The organism is Actinomadura hibisca NBRC 15177, from assembly GCF_001552635.1.
In the GTDB taxonomy this organism is placed as follows: domain Bacteria; phylum Actinomycetota; class Actinomycetes; order Streptosporangiales; family Streptosporangiaceae; genus Spirillospora; species Spirillospora hibisca.
The window spans coordinates 83,484-101,463 of sequence record NZ_BCRO01000007.1; the positions used below are offsets into that span (position 1 = coordinate 83,484).

The window sequence follows — 17,980 nt, forward strand, 5'->3', positions numbered from 1 at the left end:
GGTCAGTCGGGACTGGTCAGGAGGCGGTCAGGGGCGGGGCTCCCCCACCAGCGAGCGCAGCCGCGCCAGGTCCACCTCGCGCAGCGAGCCCACGACGGTGCGGCCCGGCGCGGCCGGGATCGGCAGCACGCCGGGCACCGCCACCGTCACGCAGCCCGCCGCCTCGGCCGCCGCCACCCCGTTCGGCGAGTCCTCCAGCACCACGCAGCGGGCCGGGTCGACGCCCAGGCGCGCCGCGGCCGCCAGATAGGGGTCGGGGGCGGGCTTGGTGCGCGGCACCTCGTCGCCCGCCACCGTCAGCGCGAAGTTCTCGCGGCCGATGGAGCCGAGCGCCGCCTCGATCACGTGCCGGTGGCTGGAGGACACCAGCGCCGCCGGGACCGGCGAGGCCGCGACCTCCGCCAGCAGGCCGGCCGCGCCCGGCATCAGCTCCACGCCCGCGGCGAGCGTTTCCACCATGCGGCCCATCATGCGGCGGCCCACCTCGGCCGGGGGCACCCGCGCGCCGGTCAGCTCCAGCATGTAGGCGACCGCGACGTCCACCGAGCCGCCGACCAGCCGCTTCTGGTGCTCCTCGCTCCAGGTGCCGCCGAGCCACTCCATGATCTCGAACTCGACCCGCAACCACAGCCGCTCGGAGTCGATCAGCAGGCCGTCCATGTCGAACAGCACCGCCTGCAGGGCCCCGTCCTGCGGGCTCTCCTGCGGCGGGCTCTCCTGCGACGGGGTCCCCGGCCGCGGGATCCGCCGCGGCGAGGCCCCGTCCCGCGTGCTTCCGTCCTGCACGCTTCCGTCCTGCGGGCCGTCGGCCGTCCCGGCGGACCGGTCCTGGATCAAGTGCTCGCTGTCGCGCACCGGCGCTCCCTCTCGAAGATCGTGGCGGCTTCGAGGCTATGCCAGGCCGCGCGGTCCCCTGGTCCGGCCGGGAGCGGGAGCCGCGACGGCGGGCCCCGGATGCGACGCGGGTCACTTCCCTTCCGGCGCGCGCCCGCGCCGTGACGAAAGGGACAGGAGACCGATAGCGTGCCCCGAACACTACTCCTCGGTAAGGAGCGGCATGAGCGCGTACCGCACCATCCTCGTCGGCACCGACGGCTCGGACTCCTCGTTCCGCGCGGTCGACCGGGCCGCCCAGCTGGCCGCCGCGACCGGCGCCACGCTGGTGCTCGCCACCGCCTACAGCCCCATGCCCGAGCGCGAGCGGCTGAGCGCCGCCGACCGCCTGGGCGACCTCGCCTACAAGGTGCAGGGCTCCACCCCCGCCGACGACGCGCTGCGCGCGGCCCGCGAGCGCGCGGTGGCGGCCGGCGCCAAGGACATCGAGGAGATCGCCGTGGAGGGCGACGCGGTGGACGTGATCTCCCGGGTCGCCAAGGACCGCGCCGCCGAGCTGGTGGTCGTCGGCAACCGCGGCCTGAACAGCCTGGCGGGCCGGCTGCTGGGCTCGGTCCCGGCGAACCTGTCGCACCGCTCCCCCTGCGACGTGCTGATCGTCCACACCACCGACGGCAAGTGACGCAATCGTGATGCGCGCGGCCCCGCCGCCCGGCCGGGCACAGGTCTGGGCGGCGGGACCGCGGGGTAGGTCTCCGCGGGGACGTAGGCTGGCAGCCACCACCGATCATGACGGGGCCCCGACCCCGGGAATGCGGAGCCCCCTCGGTGGCGCTGTACCCGTCGTCGGAAGGAGGCAGCGCGTGGTCGAACTCGAAAACGTGCCGGAACTGGTCGATCCAGTGCTGGTGGCCGCCTTTGAGGGGTGGAACGACGCCGGGGAGGCGGCCAGCGGGGTGATCCAGCACCTGGCCGCGACATGGGGGGCGGCGCCGATCGCCGAACTCGACCCCGACGACTACTACGACTTCCAGGTCACCCGCCCCATCGTGGAGCTGGCCGACGGGGAGAGCCGCGGGATCACCTGGCCCACCACCCGCCTGTCGTGGGCGCGGCTGCCGTCGGGCCGCGACGTGGTGCTGGTGCACGGCATCGAGCCCAACATGCGCTGGCGCGCGTTCTGCCGCGAGCTGATCGGGATCATGATGGAGCTGGGCGTCCGCAACGTCGTCCTGCTGGGCGCGCTGCTGGCCGACGCCCCGCACACCCGGCCGGTCCCGGTGACCGGCGCGTCCTCCGACGCGGGCCTGGTCACCACCCTGAACCTGGAGCCCACCCGCTACGAGGGGCCGACCGGCATCCTCGGCGTCCTGCAGGACGCCTGCGCCAAGGCCGACCTCAGCACCGTGTCGTTGTGGGCGGCGGTGCCGCACTACGTCGCCCAGCCGCCCTCCCCCAAGGCGACGCTGGCGCTGCTGCGCCGGGTCGAGGACGTGCTCGACGTCACCGTGCCGCTGGGCGAGCTGCCCGAGGAGGCGCGCGCCTGGGAGAACGGCGTCAACGAGCTGGCCGAGGAGGACTCCGAGGTCGCCGAGTACGTCCGCACGCTGGAGGAGCAGAAGGACGCCACCGAGCTGCCCGAGGCCAGCGGCGACGCCATCGCGCGCGACTTCGAGCGCTACCTGCGCCGCCGCGACCCCAACTGACCCTCCCGCCGGCCGGTGCCGGGCGCCGGGCCGCCGCTCAGCGGCGGTCCCGCTCGGCGTCGGCCGTGCCCTTCACCGAGGCGCACACCCACAGCGCCAGCAGCACGCCCGGCAACATCACGGCCAGCAGTTCCCACATCATCGTTCCCGGGGTCCCTTCCGTTCGTCCGCAGGTCCGCGTCGGTGCCCGCGTCGCGGTGATCACCGCGCCGGGACCTACCCCCTAGGATGGGCGCCGAACCTGTGCCCGGCCCGCCGGGCCGGCCCGGCGATGGCCCGCGCACGCCGCCAAGTGCGCTCGATCATGATCTGCACCGTTTCGTCCCCGGGCGGAGGCGCCCTCCGCCGGTGAGCGGCCGCGCCCGCGGGGCCGCCCGCCCCGCCGGCTCCCCCGCCATCCGCGTCCGTCCCCGCCGCGAGCTGCGCCGCGACCGGCGCCGCCGCTCCCACCCCTGCTGGGACCACCTGATCGCCGCGCCGCTGTGGCCGCTGCACGGCGCCAACCTCGGCACGCTGCTGCGCACCTGCGACGCGGTCGGCGCGTGCCTGGCCGTCCCGCGCCTGCCGTGGGTGCCCGAGGCGCTGGAGCGCGGCAACACCCTGCGGCGGCCCGCCTGCGTGCACTGGACCGGCGACCCGCTGGCCTGGCTCGCCCGCGAGCGCGGGCGCGGCACCCGCGTGGTCGGCGTGGAGCTGGCCGACGAGGCGGTCCGGCTCGCCGACCTGCCCGCCGCCCGCGAGCGCACCGTGGCGGTGCTGGGCCACGAGCGCGACGGCATCCCGCCCGAGGCCCTGGACCTGCTGGACGCCGCCGTGGAGATCCCCATGGTGGGCGGCGGGCACAGCCTCAACGTCGCCGTCGCCGGCTCGCTGGTGTTGTACAAGCTGGCCGGGTTGTTGTGATCGCTAGAGGGCGACGCCGAGGAGCGCGTCCACCAGGGCCTGCACCTTGACCGGGGCCTCGGTGTCGCCCTTCTGGTCGCCGTCCTGGTCGCCCGCCAGCGCCCGCTCGGCCCAGCGGTCCACCGCCGCCAGCGCCGCCGGGGCGTCCAGGTCGTCGGCCAGGTGGCCGCGGACCTCCGCCGCGAGCGCGGCGGCGTCGGGGCCGGACGCCGCGCCGACGGCCGCGCGCCACCGGTCCAGGCGGGCCCGCGCGCCGTCGAGCTCGGCGTCGGTCCACTCCCAGTCGGCGCGGTAGTGGTGGGCCAGCAGCGCCAGCCGGATCGCCATCGGGTCCACCCCCGCCTTGCGGAGCTTGGACACGAACACGAGGTTGCCGCGCGACTTGGACATCTTCTCGCCGTCCAGGCCGACCATGCCCGCGTGCACGTACGCACGGGCGTGCGGGTGCTCGCCGGTGGCGAGCTGGGCGTGCGAGGCGCCCATCTCGTGGTGCGGGAACGCCAGGTCCGAGCCGCCGCCCTCGACGTCGAAGGCCATGCCGAGATACTCGACGGAGATCGCGGCGCACTCCACATGCCAGCCGGGGCGGCCCTCGCCGAACGGGGACTCCCACGCGGGCTCGCCGGGCCGCTTGGCCAACCACAGCAGCGCGTCGAGCGGGTCGTGCTTGCCCGCGCGGTCGGGGTCGCCGCCGCGCTCGGCGAACAGCGGCGCCATCTGCTCGCGGGTGAGGCGGCTCACCTCGCCGAAGCGGGGGTCGGCCGCCACCGGGAAGTAGACGTCCTGGTCGACGGTGTAGGCGGCGTCCTTGGCGCGCAGCTTCTCGATCATCTCCACGACCAGCGGGATCGCCTCGACCGCGCCGACGTACTGGTCGGGCGGCAGCACCCGCAGCGCGGCCATGTCCTCGCGGAACAGCTCGATCTCGCGGTCGGCGAGCTCGCGCCAGTCCACGCCGGTCTGCTCGGCGCGCTCCAGCAGCGGGTCGTCGACGTCGGTGGCGTTCTGCACGTAGTGCACCGGGTGCCCGAGGTCGCGCCACACCCGGTTGACCAGGTCGAAGGCCAGGTAGGTGTTGGCGTGGCCGAGGTGGGTGGCGTCGTAGGGGGTGATCCCGCAGACGTACATCCGGGCCGTCGCGCCGGGCGCGGCGTCCCGCAGGGTGGGCCGCACCGCACCGGAGCCGGTGTCGTGCAGCGCCAGGGGCGCGGCGGCCTCCGGCAGTCCGGCGTCGGTCAGGCTGGGCACTTCGGGAGCGGTCCACGATCGCATACCGGAAAGCTTATCTCCGCCCTGTTCATGGCGTTACGCCGAGATCATCCGAGCGGGCCGGGGACGGTCCGGGGGGCGGCCCGCGAGCCGCCCCCCGGCACCGCTCAGGACAGCCGGACGCGCGGGTCCAGGAAGGAGTAGCCCACGTCCACCACCAGGTTGGCGACCACCACGAACAGCGTCACCATCAGCGTCACCCCGATGATCACGGGGGTGTCGCCCAGCGAGATCGACTGGAACACCAGCTGGCCCACGCCCTGCAGGCCGAACACCTTCTCGGTGACGATGGTGGAGCCGATCAGCGCGCCGAGGTCGATGCCGAACTGGGTCACCACCGGCGTCAGCGCCGAGCGCAGCGCGTGCCGGTACACCACCTGCCGCTCGCTCAGGCCCTTGGCGCGGGCGGTGCGGATGTAGTCCTCGCCCAGCACGTCCAGCATCGAGCCGCGCGTCAGCCGCGTGTAGGTCGCCACCATCAGGAACGACAGCGCGATCCACGGCAGGATCATGCGGCGCAGGAAGTGCTCCTGGAGCGGCGGCCCGGCCTCGAAGAACGGGAAGCCCGCCTCGCCGAGCTTGGTGGAGAACAGGTACAGCAGCACCAGCGCCATCACGAACGCCGGGGTCGACAGGCCGATCAGCACGACCACCGTGACCAGCCGGTCGCCGAGGCCGCGCGCGTGGGTGGCGCTGAACACGCCGGTGACCACGCCGCCGACGAACCAGATGACCCCGGCGCCGAACACCAGCCACAACGTGGTCGGCAGCCGGTCGGCGACCAGCTGCGCGACCGAGGTGCCGTTGATGTAGGAGTCGCCGAGGTCGCCCTTCAGCAGCCGGCCGAGGAACTGCCCGTACTGCACCAGGACCGGCTGGTCCAGGCCGAGGTTGCGGCGGATCTGCTCCAGGGTGTCGGTGGTCGCCTTGGGGCCGCCGATGACCCGCTCCACCGAGACCGGCGAGATGTGCAGGAACACGAACACCAGCGTGGCGACCAGCAGCAGCACCATGACCGAGTAGAGCAGCCGGCGGAGGACGAAGCGCACCATGGCCCGATCACTTCTTTCCGATGACGCGGTCGCTGCGCGGGTCCAGGGCGTCCCGGATGCCGTCGCCGAGCAGGTTGAACGACAGGGTGGTCAGCAGCAGCAGCACCGCCGGCACCGCCAGCAGCCACCACGCGCTCTGGAAGACGTCGCTGCCCTCGCCGAGCATCGAGCCCCAGCTCGGCATCGGCGGCCGCACCCCCACGCCGAGGAACGACAGCGTGGCCTCGAACACGATCGAGGTGGGGATCAGCAGGGAGGTCAGCACCGTCACCTGCGCCACCAGGTTCGGCAGCACGTCCACGAACATGATCCGGGCCTTGGACGCGCCGAGCGAGCGGGCCGCCTCCACGAACTCCTTCTCCTTCAGCGACATCACCTGGCCGCGGATGATGCGGCCGAACGCCGCGAACGAGAAGAACGCGATGACCAGGACCGTCATCGTCAGGCTCGCCGCCACCGAGGAGATCTGGAAGGTGGTGGCCAAAAGGATCGCCACCAGCAGGTAGGGCAGCGCCAGCGTGATGTCCATCAGCCGGGCGATCAGGGTGTCCAGCCAGCCGCCGACGAAGCCCGCCAGCGTCCCGGCCGCCACGCCCAGCAGCGAGGCCAGCACCGCCGCCGCGATGCCGACCAGCAGGGAGATGCGCGCGCCGTAGGAGGCGCGCACCAGCACGTCGCGGCCGAGCTGGTCGGCGCCCAGCCAGAAGTCGGCGCTCGGCCCCACCGGCTGCCCGTTGGGGTCCAGCGCGGTCTTGGGGAAGGTCTGGTCGTAGGGGTGCCCGGTCCAGGACGCCCACAGCGGCGCCATCAGCGCGAACACCAGCATCAGCGCCAGCACCACCAGCGAGACCACCGCCAGCCGGTCGCGCCGGAACCGCGCCCACGACAACTGCCAGGGGCTGCGGCCCTGCACCCGGACCACCGGTTCGGCGTCGGGCGGGATGATCTCGGGTTCGAGTTCGGAGTAGCTGCTCACTGCTCGACCTCCGGCAGGTCCGGCTCGGTCGAGACCTGGCGGATCGCGGCCTTGTTGTGGGCCAGCGACTCGCCCGGCTCGACCGGGAAGTGGCAGGCGGTGCGGTGGTCGGCGGCGTCGCCCTCGCGCACCACCAGCGGCGGGTCCTCCGCCACGCACCGCTCCTGCGCCTTGGGGCAGCGCGGGTGGAACCGGCAGCCGGACGGCGGGTCGATGGGCGAGGGCACGTCGCCGCTCAGCACCACCCGCTCGGCGCGCTCGGCCAGGTCGGGGTCGGCGATGGAGGCGGCCGACAGCAGCGCCGCCGAGTAGGGGTGGCGGGGCCGCTGGTACAGCTCCTCGGCCGCGGCCCCCTCACCGATCTTCCCCAGGTACATGACCGCGACCCGGTCGCTGACGTAGCGCACCACCGACAGGTCGTGCGCGATGAACAGGTAGGTCAGCCCGAACTCGTTCTGCAGGTCCTTCAGCAGGTTGATGACCTGCGCCTGGATCGACACGTCCAGCGCCGACACCGGCTCGTCGCACACGATCAGCTTGGGGCGCAGCGCGAGCGCGCGCGCCACCCCGATGCGCTGGCGCTGGCCGCCGGAGAACTCGGCGGGGAACCGGTTGAAGTGCTCGGGGTTCAGCCCGACCAGCTCCATCAGCTCCTGCACGCGCTTCTTGCGGTCGGCGCCGTCGGCCAGGCCGTGGATGGCGAACGGGTCGCCGATGATCGACCCGACCCGGCGGCGCGGGTTCAGCGAGCCGTAGGGGTCCTGGAAGATCATCTGCACGTCGCGGCGGAACGCCTTCAGGCCCGCCGCCGACAGCCTGGTGATGTCGGTGCCCTCGAACAGGATGCGCCCGGCGGTGACCGGGTGCAGGCCGGTGATGCAGCGCGCCAGGGTGGACTTGCCCGACCCCGACTCCCCCACCACGCCGAGGGTCTCGCCGCGCCGGATGCTGAGGTCCACGCCGTCGACGGCGTGGACGCGGGCGACCTCCTTCTTGAAGATGACGCCCTGCTTGATGGGGAAGTGCTTGACCACGCCCTCCGCCTGGACCAGGGGCTCCTCGGGGGCGCTCACCGGGCGTCCCCGTTCCCGTCGTCGCGCGTCGCGCCGCCCGGCTCGCCGCCAGGATCGCCGGCCGTCGCGTCGCGGGGCCCGCCGGGCGCGCCGTCGGGCTCGTCGCGCGTTCCGCCGAGCACCTGCTCGCGCGTCCCGCCATGGGTGTGGCCGATGGGCGCGCGGCCCGCCGAGACGGCCCGCAGCCGCAGGTGCTCGGTCTCCTCGTCCAGCCCGGCCGCCTCCACCGGCAACCAGCACGCCGAGTCGTGCGGCGCGCCGGGCGACAGCCGGTCGCCGCCCACCTCGCGCAGCGGCGGGTCGTCGGTGCGGCAGCGGTCCATCACGTAGGCGCAGCGGGGGTGGAACACGCAGCCGGACGGCAGGTTGATCAGGCTGGGGGGCTGGCCCGGGATCGCGCTGAGCCGGTCGCCGCCCGCCGCCGACGGCACCGACTCCAGCAGGCCCTTGGTGTAGGGGTGGTGCGGCCGGTAGTACAGGTCGCGGCGGCCGGCGCGCTCGGCGGCCTGGCCGCCGTACATCACCAGCACCTCGTCGGCCATGTCGGCGATCACCCCGAGGTCGTGGGTGATCATGATGAGGGCGGTGTCGAACTCGCGCTGCAGCCGCCGCATCAGGTCCAGGATCTGCGCCTGGACGGTGGCGTCCAGCGCGGTGGTGGGCTCGTCGGCGATGATGAGCTTGGGGTTGAGCGCCAGCGCCATCGCGATCATCGCGCGCTGCCGCATGCCGCCGGAGAACTGGTGCGGGTACTCCTGGGCGCGGCGGTCGGGCTGCGGGATGCCGACCAGGTCCAGCATCTCGACCGCGCGCTTGCGCGTCTGCTCGCGGGAGGCGCCGGGGTCGTGCGCCTTGATCATCTCCTCGATCTGCCGGCCCACCCGGTACAGCGGGTGCAGGCTGGACAGCGGGTCCTGGAAGATCATCCCGACCTCGGCGCCGCGGATCTGCCGCATGCGCTTGTCGCTGACCGTCAGCAGGTCCCGGCCCTCGAACAGCGCCTGCCCGGAGACGGTCGCGCCGGGGGTGAGGCGCATCAGCGTCTGGGTGCTGACGCTCTTGCCCGAGCCGGACTCGCCGACGATGCCGAGGGTGCGGCCGCGTTCCACGCTGAACGAGACCCCGCGCACGGCGTGCACCACGCCGTCGGCGGTGTTGAAGGAGACCCGGAGGTCGGTCACCTCGAGAAGACTCATCGACGCCCCTTCGCGTCAGGGATGGCCGGCGGACCGCGGCGCGGCCGGGACCGCCGGGCGGCGGTCCCGGCCGCGGCCGGTCACGACAGTTCGATCTGGTTGAAGTCGTAGGCCTGGTACTGCGGCAGGTACAGCGCGTTCTTCACCCGCGAGGAGTGGAAGATCGGGTACTTCTGGTTCATGAAGGGCACGATCGCCGCGTCCTGCATGATCAGCCGGTCCGCCTGCGCCCAGGAGCCCGCGGCCTCCTCGGTGGTCTTGGCCTGCAGCGCCTTGTCGATCAGCGCGTTGACCTGGGCGTTGTTGTAGCCGCCGTAGTTGGTGGAGTTGGGGCCGTAGTGCCGGCCGTCGAACAGCGGCACGATGGTGGTGCGGCCGTTGTTGCCGTACCAGTCGGGCTGCCAGCCGGGCGCGGCGATGTCCCACTTGCCGGCCCTGGCGTCGGCCGGGGTGACCAGCGTGGTGTTGTAGAAGGTGCCGGCCGAGTCGGAGGTGAGCTGGGCGTCGATGCCGCACGCCTTCAGGTTCGCCTGGAGCGACTGCGCGATCTTCGGGTGGTTGCTGCTGGTCCGGTAGGGGAACTTCAGCCTCAGCCCGTTCGGGTACCCGGCGGCGGTGAGCATCTGCTTGCACTTGTTCGGGTCGCCGGAGTTGCCCTGCGTCGGGTACGGATTGGCCTGCTCGTAGCCGACGCTGCCGGGCGGGATCACCTGGTTGAGCACCTGCGACACGTCGGGGCCGCCGTAGATCTGCACCAGCGCGGTCTTGTCGACGGCGTACTGGATCGCCTGCCGCACCTCCTTCTTGCCCAGCGCCCGGTTGTTGTTCGGGCTGAGGGTGTTGAAGACGAGGTAGGGGTTGCTGCTGGAGCCGTCCTGGATCTTGAAGTTGTCGTTGGACTTCAGGCTCTGGATCTTGGCGGTCGGCACCGGCTGGTCCCAGGCGATGTCGGCGGCGCCCTGCTCGATCTGCTGCTGGACGACGTCGGGCGACTCCTGGCCCAGCGTGATCTGGATCTTGTCGGGGTTCTGCGCCCGGGTGGGGTCGGTGTCGGGCTTCCAGTTCGGGTTCTTGTCCAGCACGTACTCCTTGTTGGGCGAGTACGAGGTGATCTGGTAGGGCCCGTTGGAGATCGTGTTCTTGCGGAACTCGGGGCTGTCGGGGACGTACTTGTCGTACTCCGCCGGGGCCGCCGCCGCGAACTGCATCGCCAGGATGTTGGTGATGTCGCTGGCCGGGCGGGTCAGCTTGAGCACCAGCGTGGTGTCGTCCTTGGCCTGCAGCCCCGACACCTGGTTGTCGTTCTGGTAGGCCGCGATCGACTGGGCGCTCTTGGCGTCGGCCTTCTCGAAGCCCTTGCAGAAGGCGTCCATGCCCTCGATGGTCTCGGTGTAGTACGCCTTGCCGCCCGACGGCTTGGCCGGGTTGCAGACGCGCTTGACGCCGCGCACGAAGTCGGCGGCGGTCACCGGCCGGGGCGGGCTCGTGTTCCACTGCACGCCCTCGCGCAGCTTGATGGTGTAGGTCCGGCCGTCGGCGCTGATGCCGCCGTTGTCGGTGGTCGGGAGCTCGCTGGCCATGTCCGGCTGGACCTTGATGGCCTCGTCGAAGCTGTCGTCGCCCTTGTAGCCGAACAGCGTGCGCGCGAACTGGCGCGACAGCACCCCGCCCCAGGTGGTGTAGGTGCTGGAGCTGTCGAGGTGGTCCACGTCGGAGGCGCCGAGCACCTTCAGCGTGCCCCCGCCGCCACCGCCGCCGCCCCCGCCGCCGCTGCCGCTGTCGCCGCCGCCGCAGGCGGCCAGCCCGAGCATGACCACGCCCAGCCCGGCGGTGACCGCCACCCCCCGCTTCCCTGCTGCCATCTGCACTCCCCCGTCTGCGTGATGACCGTTCGGCCAGCCATCCCGTGAGGGGGCTGCCCCGCCGCGCCCCACGAAGATCGCATTAGGTAGTCAAATTAGCACTCAGGGTGAGTCACGGGCGCGCACGCACCCCGATCAGGGCGTGTGGCGGAGGTCGGGCGGCGGGACGCGCGGCGCGCCGGCGGGACGGGCGGCGGCGCTGGTCAGGCGCCGGTCAGAGGACGGCGGTCCAGGCGTCGGGGTCGCCGGGCGCGGCGGAGAAGTCGTAGCGGACCGCGCCGGGGGTGAGCGCGGCCAGGCTGACCGAGCTGGTGCCCCACACGCGGCCGTCGCCGATGTCGAGCAGGGGCAGCAGCGCCCGCGGGTCGGTGCGCGGCAGGCCGTCGCCGTGCAGCAGCGGCAGCCACTCGCCCCACGCCTCGGCGCCGCCCCGGCCGGGCAGCGGCTCGGGCCGCCGGGCGGCGGCGAGGCGCGGCCGGAAGTGGGCGAGGCGCGCCAGCATGAACGCGTCCTCGGTGCCGCCCTCCCGGTGGTCCTCGCCCTCCAGGCCGCTGTTGACGATCACGTGCAGGCCCGCGCCGAGCGTGCGCTCGGTGAGGTCGGCGCCGTTCCAGCCCCACAGGCGGACCCGGTCGGGCTCGGCGCACAGCAGGTGGAAGGGGTCGAAGCGGGGCAGGTCCAGGTCGCCGAGCTTGCCTTCGGCGGCCATCAGCAGCGGCAGTTCGCCGCGCGACAGGCGGTGCGCCTCGGGGACCAGCGGGCCGCGCCCGTTGAGGACGGTGGCCGCGCGCGGCGCGCCCGGGTCGACGGCGAACCAGGTGCCCCCGGCGCGCAGGTCGCGCCCGGCGACGAGCGCGGGCCGGTCGGGCCAGTGGTGGCCGGGCGGCGTCCAGGAGCGGACGACGAACTCGTCCCGGACGCCGACGAGCAGCACCGGGACCGGGGAGGCGGGGTCGACACTGACGATCGCCGTACACATGCCACATATTTGAGCACTAGCGGGCAAATCGCCTCACGGCGGGGTGGAGCGGTCTACAGCGGGGGCCAGGGAACCGCAGGCCAGTCCTCGGGCGGGTAGGGGTGGATGCGGTGCTTCAGCATCAGCTCCACGCGGCGGCGGGTGGCCTCGACCTCCTCCTCGGTCAGCAGCCCCGCCAGGGTGCGGCCCAGCCCGTCGCGCAGCGCCGCCTCCACCCGCTCCAGCGCCTGCACGGCCTCGGCCGTCAGCTTCTTGCCGCGCCACTGCCACAACACCGTGCGCAGCTTGTACTCGGTGGAGAAGCACACCCCGTGGTCGCAGCCGTAGACGTGGTCGCCGCCGGGCGGCAGCAGGTGCCCGATCTTGCGGTCGGCGTTGTTGACGACCGCGTCGAACACCGCCATCCGGCGGATCGCCTCGTCGTCGGAACGCGACAGCGCCACCAGGTCGACGTCGGGGTCGGGCTCCACCCACAGCTGCACCATGCCCGGACCGTAGGGGCCGTCGCGGTGCACGGTCGGCGGTACCACGTTCCAGCCCATCGCCTGCGAGACCGCGTAGGCGGCGACCTCCCGCTCGGCCAGGGTGCCGTCGGGGAAGTCCCACAGCGGGCGCTCGCCCGCCACCGGCTTGTAGACGCAGGCCGCGCGCAGCCCCTCGCCCTCGATCGAGCAGTACAGGGTGGCGTTGGACGCCTGCACCAGGCGGCCCTCCACCTCCAGGCGGCCCCGCAGCAGCAGCCGCTCGGCGGCCACCACGTCACGCGGGGAGACCGGCGGCCCGAGCGGGCCGTCGCCGGCGGGAGTGCGATCCCGGGAGGGCTGCGTCATGGCGCCATTCTCCCGGTGCCCGCGCCCATGATCCAGCACTCCGCCGCGCCCCCCGCCGTGCTCGCCACCGTGTTCGCCGCAGTGCTTCCCGGCGTGCTTGCCACCGTGCTCGCCGCGCCGCGTCCCGCCGTGTACCCCGTCGCGCAGCCCGCTCCGCGCTCCCCCGCGCGCCCCGTCGCCGTCATCTCAGCCCAGGTACCCGTTCTGGCGGGGGCACACGTGGCCCGCCTCGTCCAGCGGCAGCCCGCACAGCGGGCACGGCGGCCGCCCGGCCGACACCACCTTCAGCGCGCGCTCGGCGAACGCCCGCGCCTGGCCCGCGGTGATGCGCACCCGCAACACCGCGATCGCCGGGTCGTCGGCGCCGACCTCGGCGTCCGGCTCGCCCTCGGTGACCTCCTGCGCCTCGATGACCACCCGCTCCTCGTCGGGGTCCCAGGCCAGCGCCATCGTGCCGACCCGGAACTCCTCCTCCACCGGCTGGTCGAGCGGCGCGTCGTCGTGCAGCTCGGCCGGGGCGACCGCCGGGACCGCCGCGTCGCCGCCGGTCCGGCGCAGCACCTCGTCCAGCAGCTCCTCCAGCCGCTCGGCCAGCAGCGTCACCTGGAACTTCTCCAGCGCCACGCTGGTCACGCGCGCGCCCGAGCGGGCCTGGAGGTAGAAGGCGCGCTCCCCGGGCCGACCGACGGTGCCCGCGACGAACCTGTCGGGCAGTTCATAGGAGATGACCGGCATGACAACGACCCTACGCGCCGCCGCCCACGGGCGCGTCACCCTGTCCCCCGGCGGGGCGCGTGTCGGGCGCGGGCAGCAGTCCGGCGACGTCGCCGCCGGTGTCGTTGAGGCGCACCAGGAACGGCCGCAGCTCGGTGTAGCGGATCACCGTCAGCGACGCGGGCCCGGCCTCGATCCGCTGGAACTGGTCCAGGTGCAGGCCGAGCGCGTCGGCGACGACCGCCTTGATGATGTCGCCGTGGCTGCACACCAGGTAGGCCGCGTCCGGCCCGTGGTCGGCGGCGACGCGGGCGTTCCAGTCGCGGACGGCGGCGACGGCGCGGTGCTGGGCGGCCGCCAGCGACTCCCCCTCGGGCCCGGGGAAGCGCGCCGCGCTCGGGTGGGCCTGCACGACCCGCCACAGCGGCTCCTCGGCCAGCTCCTTGAGGGGGCGGCCGGTCCAGTCGCCGTAGCGGACCTCGCCGAACCGCTCGTCCACCTCGACCTTGGCGGCGGGCCCGCGCGCGGCGGCGATGGCCTCGGCGGTCTGGAGGCAGCGGTCCAGCGGGCTGGACACCACCGCGGCCAGCGGCAGCCCGGCCAGCCGCGCGGCGACGGCGGCGGCCTGCGCGCGTCCCCGCTCGTCCAGCGGCAGCGCCGGCGTCCACCCGGCCAGCACGGGCCCGGTCAGCTCGGTGAGGCCGTGCCGCACCAGCAGAAGCGTCGTCACGGCACGCACTCTACGACGCCGGGGCCCGGGACGTCCCACCCCGGCCGGGTGCGCGCGGTTCGCCAGGCGGTGCCCGGGTCGCGGGGACGGGGCGCGATCGTCCATCATTCTCCCCTAAGCTCCCCCGGCATGCGTGAGGACGGGCCACCGTGATCGTTGACCAGGCCATCTACTCCCGAGGGGTGCGGCGCACCATCGACGGCGACATCAGCGACGCCTTCGACGCCGCCCGCGCCCAGGCGGAGCGGGAGGGCGGGCGCTGCTTCGTGTGGATCGGCCTGCACGAGCCGAGCCAGGCGGAGTTCGAGCTGGTGCGCGAGGAGCTGGGGCTGCACCCGCTGGCGGCCGAGGACGCGGTGAAGGCGCACCAGCGGCCCAAGCTGGAGCGCTACGACGACTCCCTGTTCACGGTGCTGAAGACGCTGACCTACGCCGACGCCACCTCCGACATCGAGGTCGGCGAGATCATGCTGTTCGTCGGCCCGGACTTCGTGGTGACGGTGCGGCACGGGACCGGCAACCCGCTGGGGCCGGTCCGCAAGCGGCTGGAGGCCGACGGCGAGCTGTTGCAACACGGCCCGGCGGCGGTGCTGTACGCGGTGTGCGACCAGGTCGTGGACACCTACAGCGAGATCGTGCACGAGGTCGAGGTGGACATCATCGAGCTGGAGCGCGCGGTGTTCCGGCCCGGCGGGTCCGACGTGACCGAGGACATCTACTCCCTCAAGCGCGAGGTGCTGGAGTTCCGCACCGCGCAGGACCCGCTGGTGCCGGTGCTCCAGGAGATCGTGCGGGGCCGGGTGCCCGAGTGCGAGCCGGTCCGCGAGTACTTCCGCGACGTGCTGGACCACCTGCTGCGGGTCGACGGGCAGGTGGACGCGCACAACGAGCTGCTCAACAGCGTGCTGACCGCGCACCTCGCACTGATGGGCAAGCAGCAGAACGAGGACATGCGCAAGATCTCGTCCTGGGCGGCGGTGATCGCGGTGCCGACCATGGTGGCGGGCTTCTACGGCATGAACTTCGACCACATGCCCGAGCTCAAGTGGTTGTACGGGTATCCGGCGATGATGTCGGTGATGGTCGTGGTGTGCGTGCTGGTGTACGTGCGGCTGCGCAAGAGCGGATGGTTGTGATGGCGGGCGGTTCCAAGCGGCACAAGATCTGGCCGGTCACCGTCATCACGCTGGTGCTGGTGTGGATCGCGGTGATCACCGTGCTGATCCACAACGGCGCGCGCTGAGCCGCCGCCCGCCGTCAGCCGCCGATGCGGGCTGAGCCGCCGGCCGTCAGCCGCCGGGCATCGGTGCGGGCTGGGCCGCCGGTCGTCAGCCGTCGGTGCGGTCCGGCCCCGGCGCGGGCGCCAGCAGCGCCGCCCACAGGTGCGAGGTCGCGCCGCCCGCCTCCAGCCGGGCGCGCATCGCCTCCACCGTGCGGGCGGTCGGCACCGCCAGCCACACCAGCAGCGGGTAGCCGAGCACGAACCCGGCCGCGAACACCAGCTCGCTGCGCCCGACCATCGCCAGCGGCAGGCCGAGCAGGATGACGCCCTCGGTGAGCGCGAAGCGCAGCAGCAGCGCCTGCCGGAAGGCCAGCAGCGCCGTCCAGGCGGCCTGGCGGGGCTCCAGGCCGGGCGGCAGCGGGCGCGGGCCGCGCGGGGCGGCGAGCGCCGCCAGCAGCGCGGCGGCGACCAGCGGCAGGTAGATCCACCAGGGCGCGTCGCCGAGCCGCCCGCGCCCGTCCTGCACGATCAGCGGCGCGATCGCCGCGATCAGGATCGGCGCGACCAGCAGCACCAGCAGCGTCGCCCGCATCCGGCCCAGCACGGTCGCGGTGCGCAGCGAGGCCAGGTAGCCGGGGTCGTCGCCCCGGCCGGCCCCCAGGACCGGCGCGAAGTCCGGCTCGCCGTCGTCCTCGGGGGACCGGGGCGAGTACATCGGGAACTGCGGTGGCGCCATGACCGCGCACTCTAGCCCCCGCACCGCTCATCGCGACATATTCCGGCCATGTGGGCGTGAAGCGGGGCAACGGGAACGGTGCACGGGTGGCCCCGTCCCGCGGGACCGCGAGGCGGGCGGCCGGGGGTGGAGCGGTCCGGAGGGCCGCTAGATTGACCGGCATGGAAGAGCGTCACGTCGGGCGGAGCGGCCTGCTGGTGTCGCGGCTGGGGCTGGGCACCATGACCTGGGGCCAGGACACCGAGCCCGACGAGGCGGCCGCGCAGCTCACCGCGTTCGTCGAGGCGGGCGGCACCCTGGTGGACACCGCCGACGTCTACAACGACGGCGACAGCGAGCGCATCCTGGGGCACCTGGCGCGCGAGCTGGTGGACCGCGACGACCTGGTCGTCACCACCAAGTCCGCGATCCGCCCCGACGGCCGCTACGACGCCTCCCGGCGGCACCTGCTGGCCGCGCTGGACGCCTCCCTGGACCGGCTGGGCCTGGAGTACGTGGACCTGTGGCAGCTGCACGTCTACGACCCGGCGACGCCGCTGGAGGAGACCCTCGCCGCGCTGGACGAGGCGATCGCCTCGGGCCGCACCCGCTACGTCGGGGTGTCCAACTACGCCGGGTGGCAGGTGGCCAAGGCCGCCGCCTGGCAGCGGGCCTGGCCGGGCCGCGCGCCGGTGGTGGCGGTGCAGCAGGAGTACTCGCTGCTGAGCCGCGACATCGAGCGCGAGGTGGTGCCGGCCGCGCTGGACGCGGGCGCGGGCCTGCTGCCGTGGTCGCCGCTGGGGCGCGGGGTGCTGACCGGCAAGTACCGCACCGGCATCCCGGCCGGGTCGCGGGCGGCCGCGCCGCACTTCGCCGACTTCGTGCAGCCCTACCTGGACGACGAGTGCGGCCGCATCGTGGAGTCGGTGGTGACCGCCGCCGAGGGCCTCGGGGTGTCCCCGCTCAGCGTCGCGCTGAGCTGGGTGCGCGACCGGCCCGGCGTGGCGGCCCCGATCGTGGGCGCGCGCACCGCCGCGCAGCTCGGCCAGGCGCTGGCCAGCGACGCGCTGACGCTGCCGCAGGAGATCCGCTCGGCGCTGGACGACGTCTCCGACATGGCGGCCGCTCATCCGTGACCGGCCGCCCCGGCCGTGGCACCCTCGGGAACGCCCCGCCTCGCGCCCGGCCGCCCCGAAGGCCCCTGACCCCGCCCATCGACCAGCCCACCGACCAGCCCACCGACCCGCCCACCGACCTCGTACGGGAAGCCCGTGACCGACACCGCTGACGCTACGGACCTGACCGCGCTGTTCGCCGAGACCGGCGTGCCCGCGTCCCTCACCGCCCGCGCCGCCGCCCGGCTCGGCCCCGACGCCGCCGCGCGGCTGCGCGCCGACCCGTGGTTGCTGCTGCGGGTGCCGGGCCTGCGGCCCGAGCAGGCCGACCACTTCGCCCGGCGGCTGCTGGGCGAGGCCGCGCGCCCCGACGACCCGCGCCGCGGCCTGGCGCTGGCGGTGCACCTGCTGACCGGCGCGGCCCGCGGCGGCCACACCGTCACGCCGCTGGCGGAGGTGCTGAAGGCGCTGGAGAAGGCGGGCGCCGCCGACCCCCGGCGCGCGGTGGAGGACGCCCTGAACGAGGGCGAGGTGCTCGCGCTCACCGAGGAGCCGGGGTTCGACGAGGCCGCCTTCGACGACGAGGACGCCGAGTCGCCCGAGCCCGAGGAGACGCTCGGCCTGGCGCGCTGGGCGGTCGCCGAGGAGGCGGCGGGCGAGGGCTTCCAGCGGCTGACGGTGACGGCCGCGCCGCTGCTGGACGACGCCGCGATCAAGACGTTGCGCGCCGGGCTCGCCGAGGACCGCTCGCTGGCGGTCACCGCCGCGCTGCGCACCGGCGTGACGGTGTGGCGGGGCGCGCCC

The 17,980-nt window shown here is 74.0% G+C and carries 18 protein-coding genes; 6 read left to right on the top strand and 12 right to left on the bottom strand.

Annotated features, from left to right (window positions below):
• Positions 1-27 precede the first annotated feature (27 nt).
• The gene (locus tag AH6_RS02950) at positions 28-855 is read right to left on the bottom strand and encodes an HAD family hydrolase (RefSeq protein WP_307190381.1); all 828 of its coding nucleotides are present in this window, start codon (positions 853-855) and stop codon (positions 28-30) included.
• Between the two features lie 202 nt (positions 856-1,057).
• Here AH6_RS02950 and AH6_RS02955 point away from each other — a divergent pair, with 202 nt between their 5' ends.
• The 3 genes from AH6_RS02955 (at position 1,058) to AH6_RS02965 (ending at position 3,443) form a co-directional block, all read left to right on the top strand.
• Complete coding sequence (locus AH6_RS02955) at positions 1,058-1,516, top strand: universal stress protein (RefSeq protein ID WP_067473024.1); 459 nt, start codon at positions 1,058-1,060, stop codon at positions 1,514-1,516.
• A 181-nt stretch (positions 1,517-1,697) separates the two neighbouring features.
• Positions 1,698-2,540: a PAC2 family protein gene (locus AH6_RS02960; protein ID WP_067473027.1), complete on the top strand. Its 843-nt coding sequence runs from the start codon at positions 1,698-1,700 to the stop codon at positions 2,538-2,540.
• 348 nt (positions 2,541-2,888) lie between these two features.
• The gene (locus tag AH6_RS02965; RefSeq protein WP_067473030.1) at positions 2,889-3,443 is read left to right on the top strand and encodes a TrmH family RNA methyltransferase; all 555 of its coding nucleotides are present in this window, start codon (positions 2,889-2,891) and stop codon (positions 3,441-3,443) included.
• A gap of 3 nt (positions 3,444-3,446) precedes the next feature.
• Here the strand turns inward: AH6_RS02965 and mshC are convergent, their stop codons facing one another.
• The 10 genes from mshC to AH6_RS03015 all read right to left on the bottom strand — a co-directional run bounded on the left by mshC (position 3,447) and on the right by AH6_RS03015 (position 14,124).
• Positions 3,447-4,715: a cysteine--1-D-myo-inosityl 2-amino-2-deoxy-alpha-D-glucopyranoside ligase gene (gene mshC, locus AH6_RS02970; RefSeq protein ID WP_067473033.1), complete on the bottom strand. Its 1,269-nt coding sequence runs from the start codon at positions 4,713-4,715 to the stop codon at positions 3,447-3,449.
• A 104-nt stretch (positions 4,716-4,819) separates the two neighbouring features.
• A complete protein-coding gene (locus tag AH6_RS02975) occupies positions 4,820-5,764 on the bottom strand; it encodes an ABC transporter permease (RefSeq protein ID WP_067473036.1) in 945 nt (314 codons plus the stop codon).
• Between the two features lie 7 nt (positions 5,765-5,771).
• On the bottom strand, positions 5,772-6,740 hold the full coding sequence (locus AH6_RS02980) for an ABC transporter permease (protein ID WP_067473039.1): 969 nt from the start codon (positions 6,738-6,740) through the stop codon (positions 5,772-5,774).
• The gene (locus AH6_RS02985; RefSeq protein WP_067473041.1) at positions 6,737-7,813 is read right to left on the bottom strand and encodes an ABC transporter ATP-binding protein; all 1,077 of its coding nucleotides are present in this window, start codon (positions 7,811-7,813) and stop codon (positions 6,737-6,739) included. The genes AH6_RS02980 and AH6_RS02985 overlap by 4 nt, the downstream gene beginning before the upstream one ends.
• Positions 7,810-9,009, bottom strand: coding sequence for an ABC transporter ATP-binding protein (locus AH6_RS02990; protein WP_083982166.1), 1,200 nt, complete (start codon positions 9,007-9,009; stop codon positions 7,810-7,812). Before AH6_RS02990 ends, AH6_RS02985 begins: the two co-directional genes overlap by 4 nt.
• A gap of 80 nt (positions 9,010-9,089) precedes the next feature.
• Positions 9,090-10,871 carry an ABC transporter substrate-binding protein gene (locus tag AH6_RS02995; protein WP_083982167.1) on the bottom strand — a complete coding sequence of 594 codons (1,782 nt, stop codon included), beginning with the start codon at positions 10,869-10,871 and terminating at the stop codon, positions 9,090-9,092.
• Positions 10,872-11,085: 214 nt separating this feature from the next.
• Positions 11,086-11,850 carry an NRDE family protein gene (locus tag AH6_RS03000; protein ID WP_067473044.1) on the bottom strand — a complete coding sequence of 255 codons (765 nt, stop codon included), beginning with the start codon at positions 11,848-11,850 and terminating at the stop codon, positions 11,086-11,088.
• A 53-nt stretch (positions 11,851-11,903) separates the two neighbouring features.
• Positions 11,904-12,680 (bottom strand): SCO1664 family protein, encoded by a 777-nt coding sequence (locus tag AH6_RS03005; protein WP_083982168.1) that lies wholly within the window; start codon positions 12,678-12,680, stop codon positions 11,904-11,906.
• A gap of 186 nt (positions 12,681-12,866) precedes the next feature.
• Positions 12,867-13,415, bottom strand: coding sequence for a DUF3090 domain-containing protein (locus tag AH6_RS03010; protein ID WP_067473047.1), 549 nt, complete (start codon positions 13,413-13,415; stop codon positions 12,867-12,869).
• Between the two features lie 10 nt (positions 13,416-13,425).
• Positions 13,426-14,124 (bottom strand): MSMEG_4193 family putative phosphomutase, encoded by a 699-nt coding sequence (locus AH6_RS03015; protein WP_067473051.1) that lies wholly within the window; start codon positions 14,122-14,124, stop codon positions 13,426-13,428.
• A 149-nt stretch (positions 14,125-14,273) separates the two neighbouring features.
• Between AH6_RS03015 and corA the strand changes: the two genes are divergently transcribed.
• Positions 14,274-15,260, top strand: coding sequence for a magnesium/cobalt transporter CorA (gene corA, locus AH6_RS03020; protein WP_067473054.1), 987 nt, complete (start codon positions 14,274-14,276; stop codon positions 15,258-15,260).
• A 192-nt stretch (positions 15,261-15,452) separates the two neighbouring features.
• Here the strand turns inward: corA and AH6_RS03025 are convergent, their stop codons facing one another.
• Positions 15,453-16,082, bottom strand: a complete 630-nt coding sequence (locus tag AH6_RS03025; RefSeq protein WP_067473057.1) for a hypothetical protein — start codon at positions 16,080-16,082, stop codon at positions 15,453-15,455.
• A 161-nt stretch (positions 16,083-16,243) separates the two neighbouring features.
• On the opposite strand from AH6_RS03025, the gene AH6_RS03030 reads away from it, so the two are divergent.
• Together AH6_RS03030 and AH6_RS03035 are read left to right on the top strand one after the other, a co-directional pair.
• Complete coding sequence (locus AH6_RS03030) at positions 16,244-17,197, top strand: aldo/keto reductase (RefSeq protein ID WP_067473060.1); 954 nt, start codon at positions 16,244-16,246, stop codon at positions 17,195-17,197.
• Positions 17,198-17,332: 135 nt separating this feature from the next.
• On the top strand, positions 17,333-17,980 hold a 648-nt coding region (locus tag AH6_RS03035; RefSeq protein ID WP_281180180.1), incomplete at its 3' end, for a helix-hairpin-helix domain-containing protein.

What these genes read in the sequence shown, in the direction of transcription:
- AH6_RS03025 (WP_067473057.1), bottom strand. Translation starts at nt 16,082, where the DNA reads ATGGCGCCACCGCAGTTCCCGATGTACTCGCCCCGGTCCCCCGAGGAC.
- AH6_RS02995 (WP_083982167.1), bottom strand. Translation starts at nt 10,871, where the DNA reads ATGGCAGCAGGGAAGCGGGGGGTGGCGGTCACCGCCGGGCTGGGCGTG.
- AH6_RS03005 (WP_083982168.1), bottom strand. Translation starts at nt 12,680, where the DNA reads ATGACGCAGCCCTCCCGGGATCGCACTCCCGCCGGCGACGGCCCGCTC.
- AH6_RS03010 (WP_067473047.1), bottom strand. Translation starts at nt 13,415, where the DNA reads ATGCCGGTCATCTCCTATGAACTGCCCGACAGGTTCGTCGCGGGCACC.
- AH6_RS03000 (WP_067473044.1), bottom strand. Translation starts at nt 11,850, where the DNA reads ATGTGTACGGCGATCGTCAGTGTCGACCCCGCCTCCCCGGTCCCGGTG.
- mshC (WP_067473033.1), bottom strand. Translation starts at nt 4,715, where the DNA reads ATGCGATCGTGGACCGCTCCCGAAGTGCCCAGCCTGACCGACGCCGGA.
- AH6_RS02975 (WP_067473036.1), bottom strand. Translation starts at nt 5,764, where the DNA reads ATGGTGCGCTTCGTCCTCCGCCGGCTGCTCTACTCGGTCATGGTGCTG.
- AH6_RS02990 (WP_083982166.1), bottom strand. Translation starts at nt 9,009, where the DNA reads ATGAGTCTTCTCGAGGTGACCGACCTCCGGGTCTCCTTCAACACCGCC.
- AH6_RS03030 (WP_067473060.1), top strand. Translation starts at nt 16,244, where the DNA reads ATGGAAGAGCGTCACGTCGGGCGGAGCGGCCTGCTGGTGTCGCGGCTG.
- AH6_RS02955 (WP_067473024.1), top strand. Translation starts at nt 1,058, where the DNA reads ATGAGCGCGTACCGCACCATCCTCGTCGGCACCGACGGCTCGGACTCC.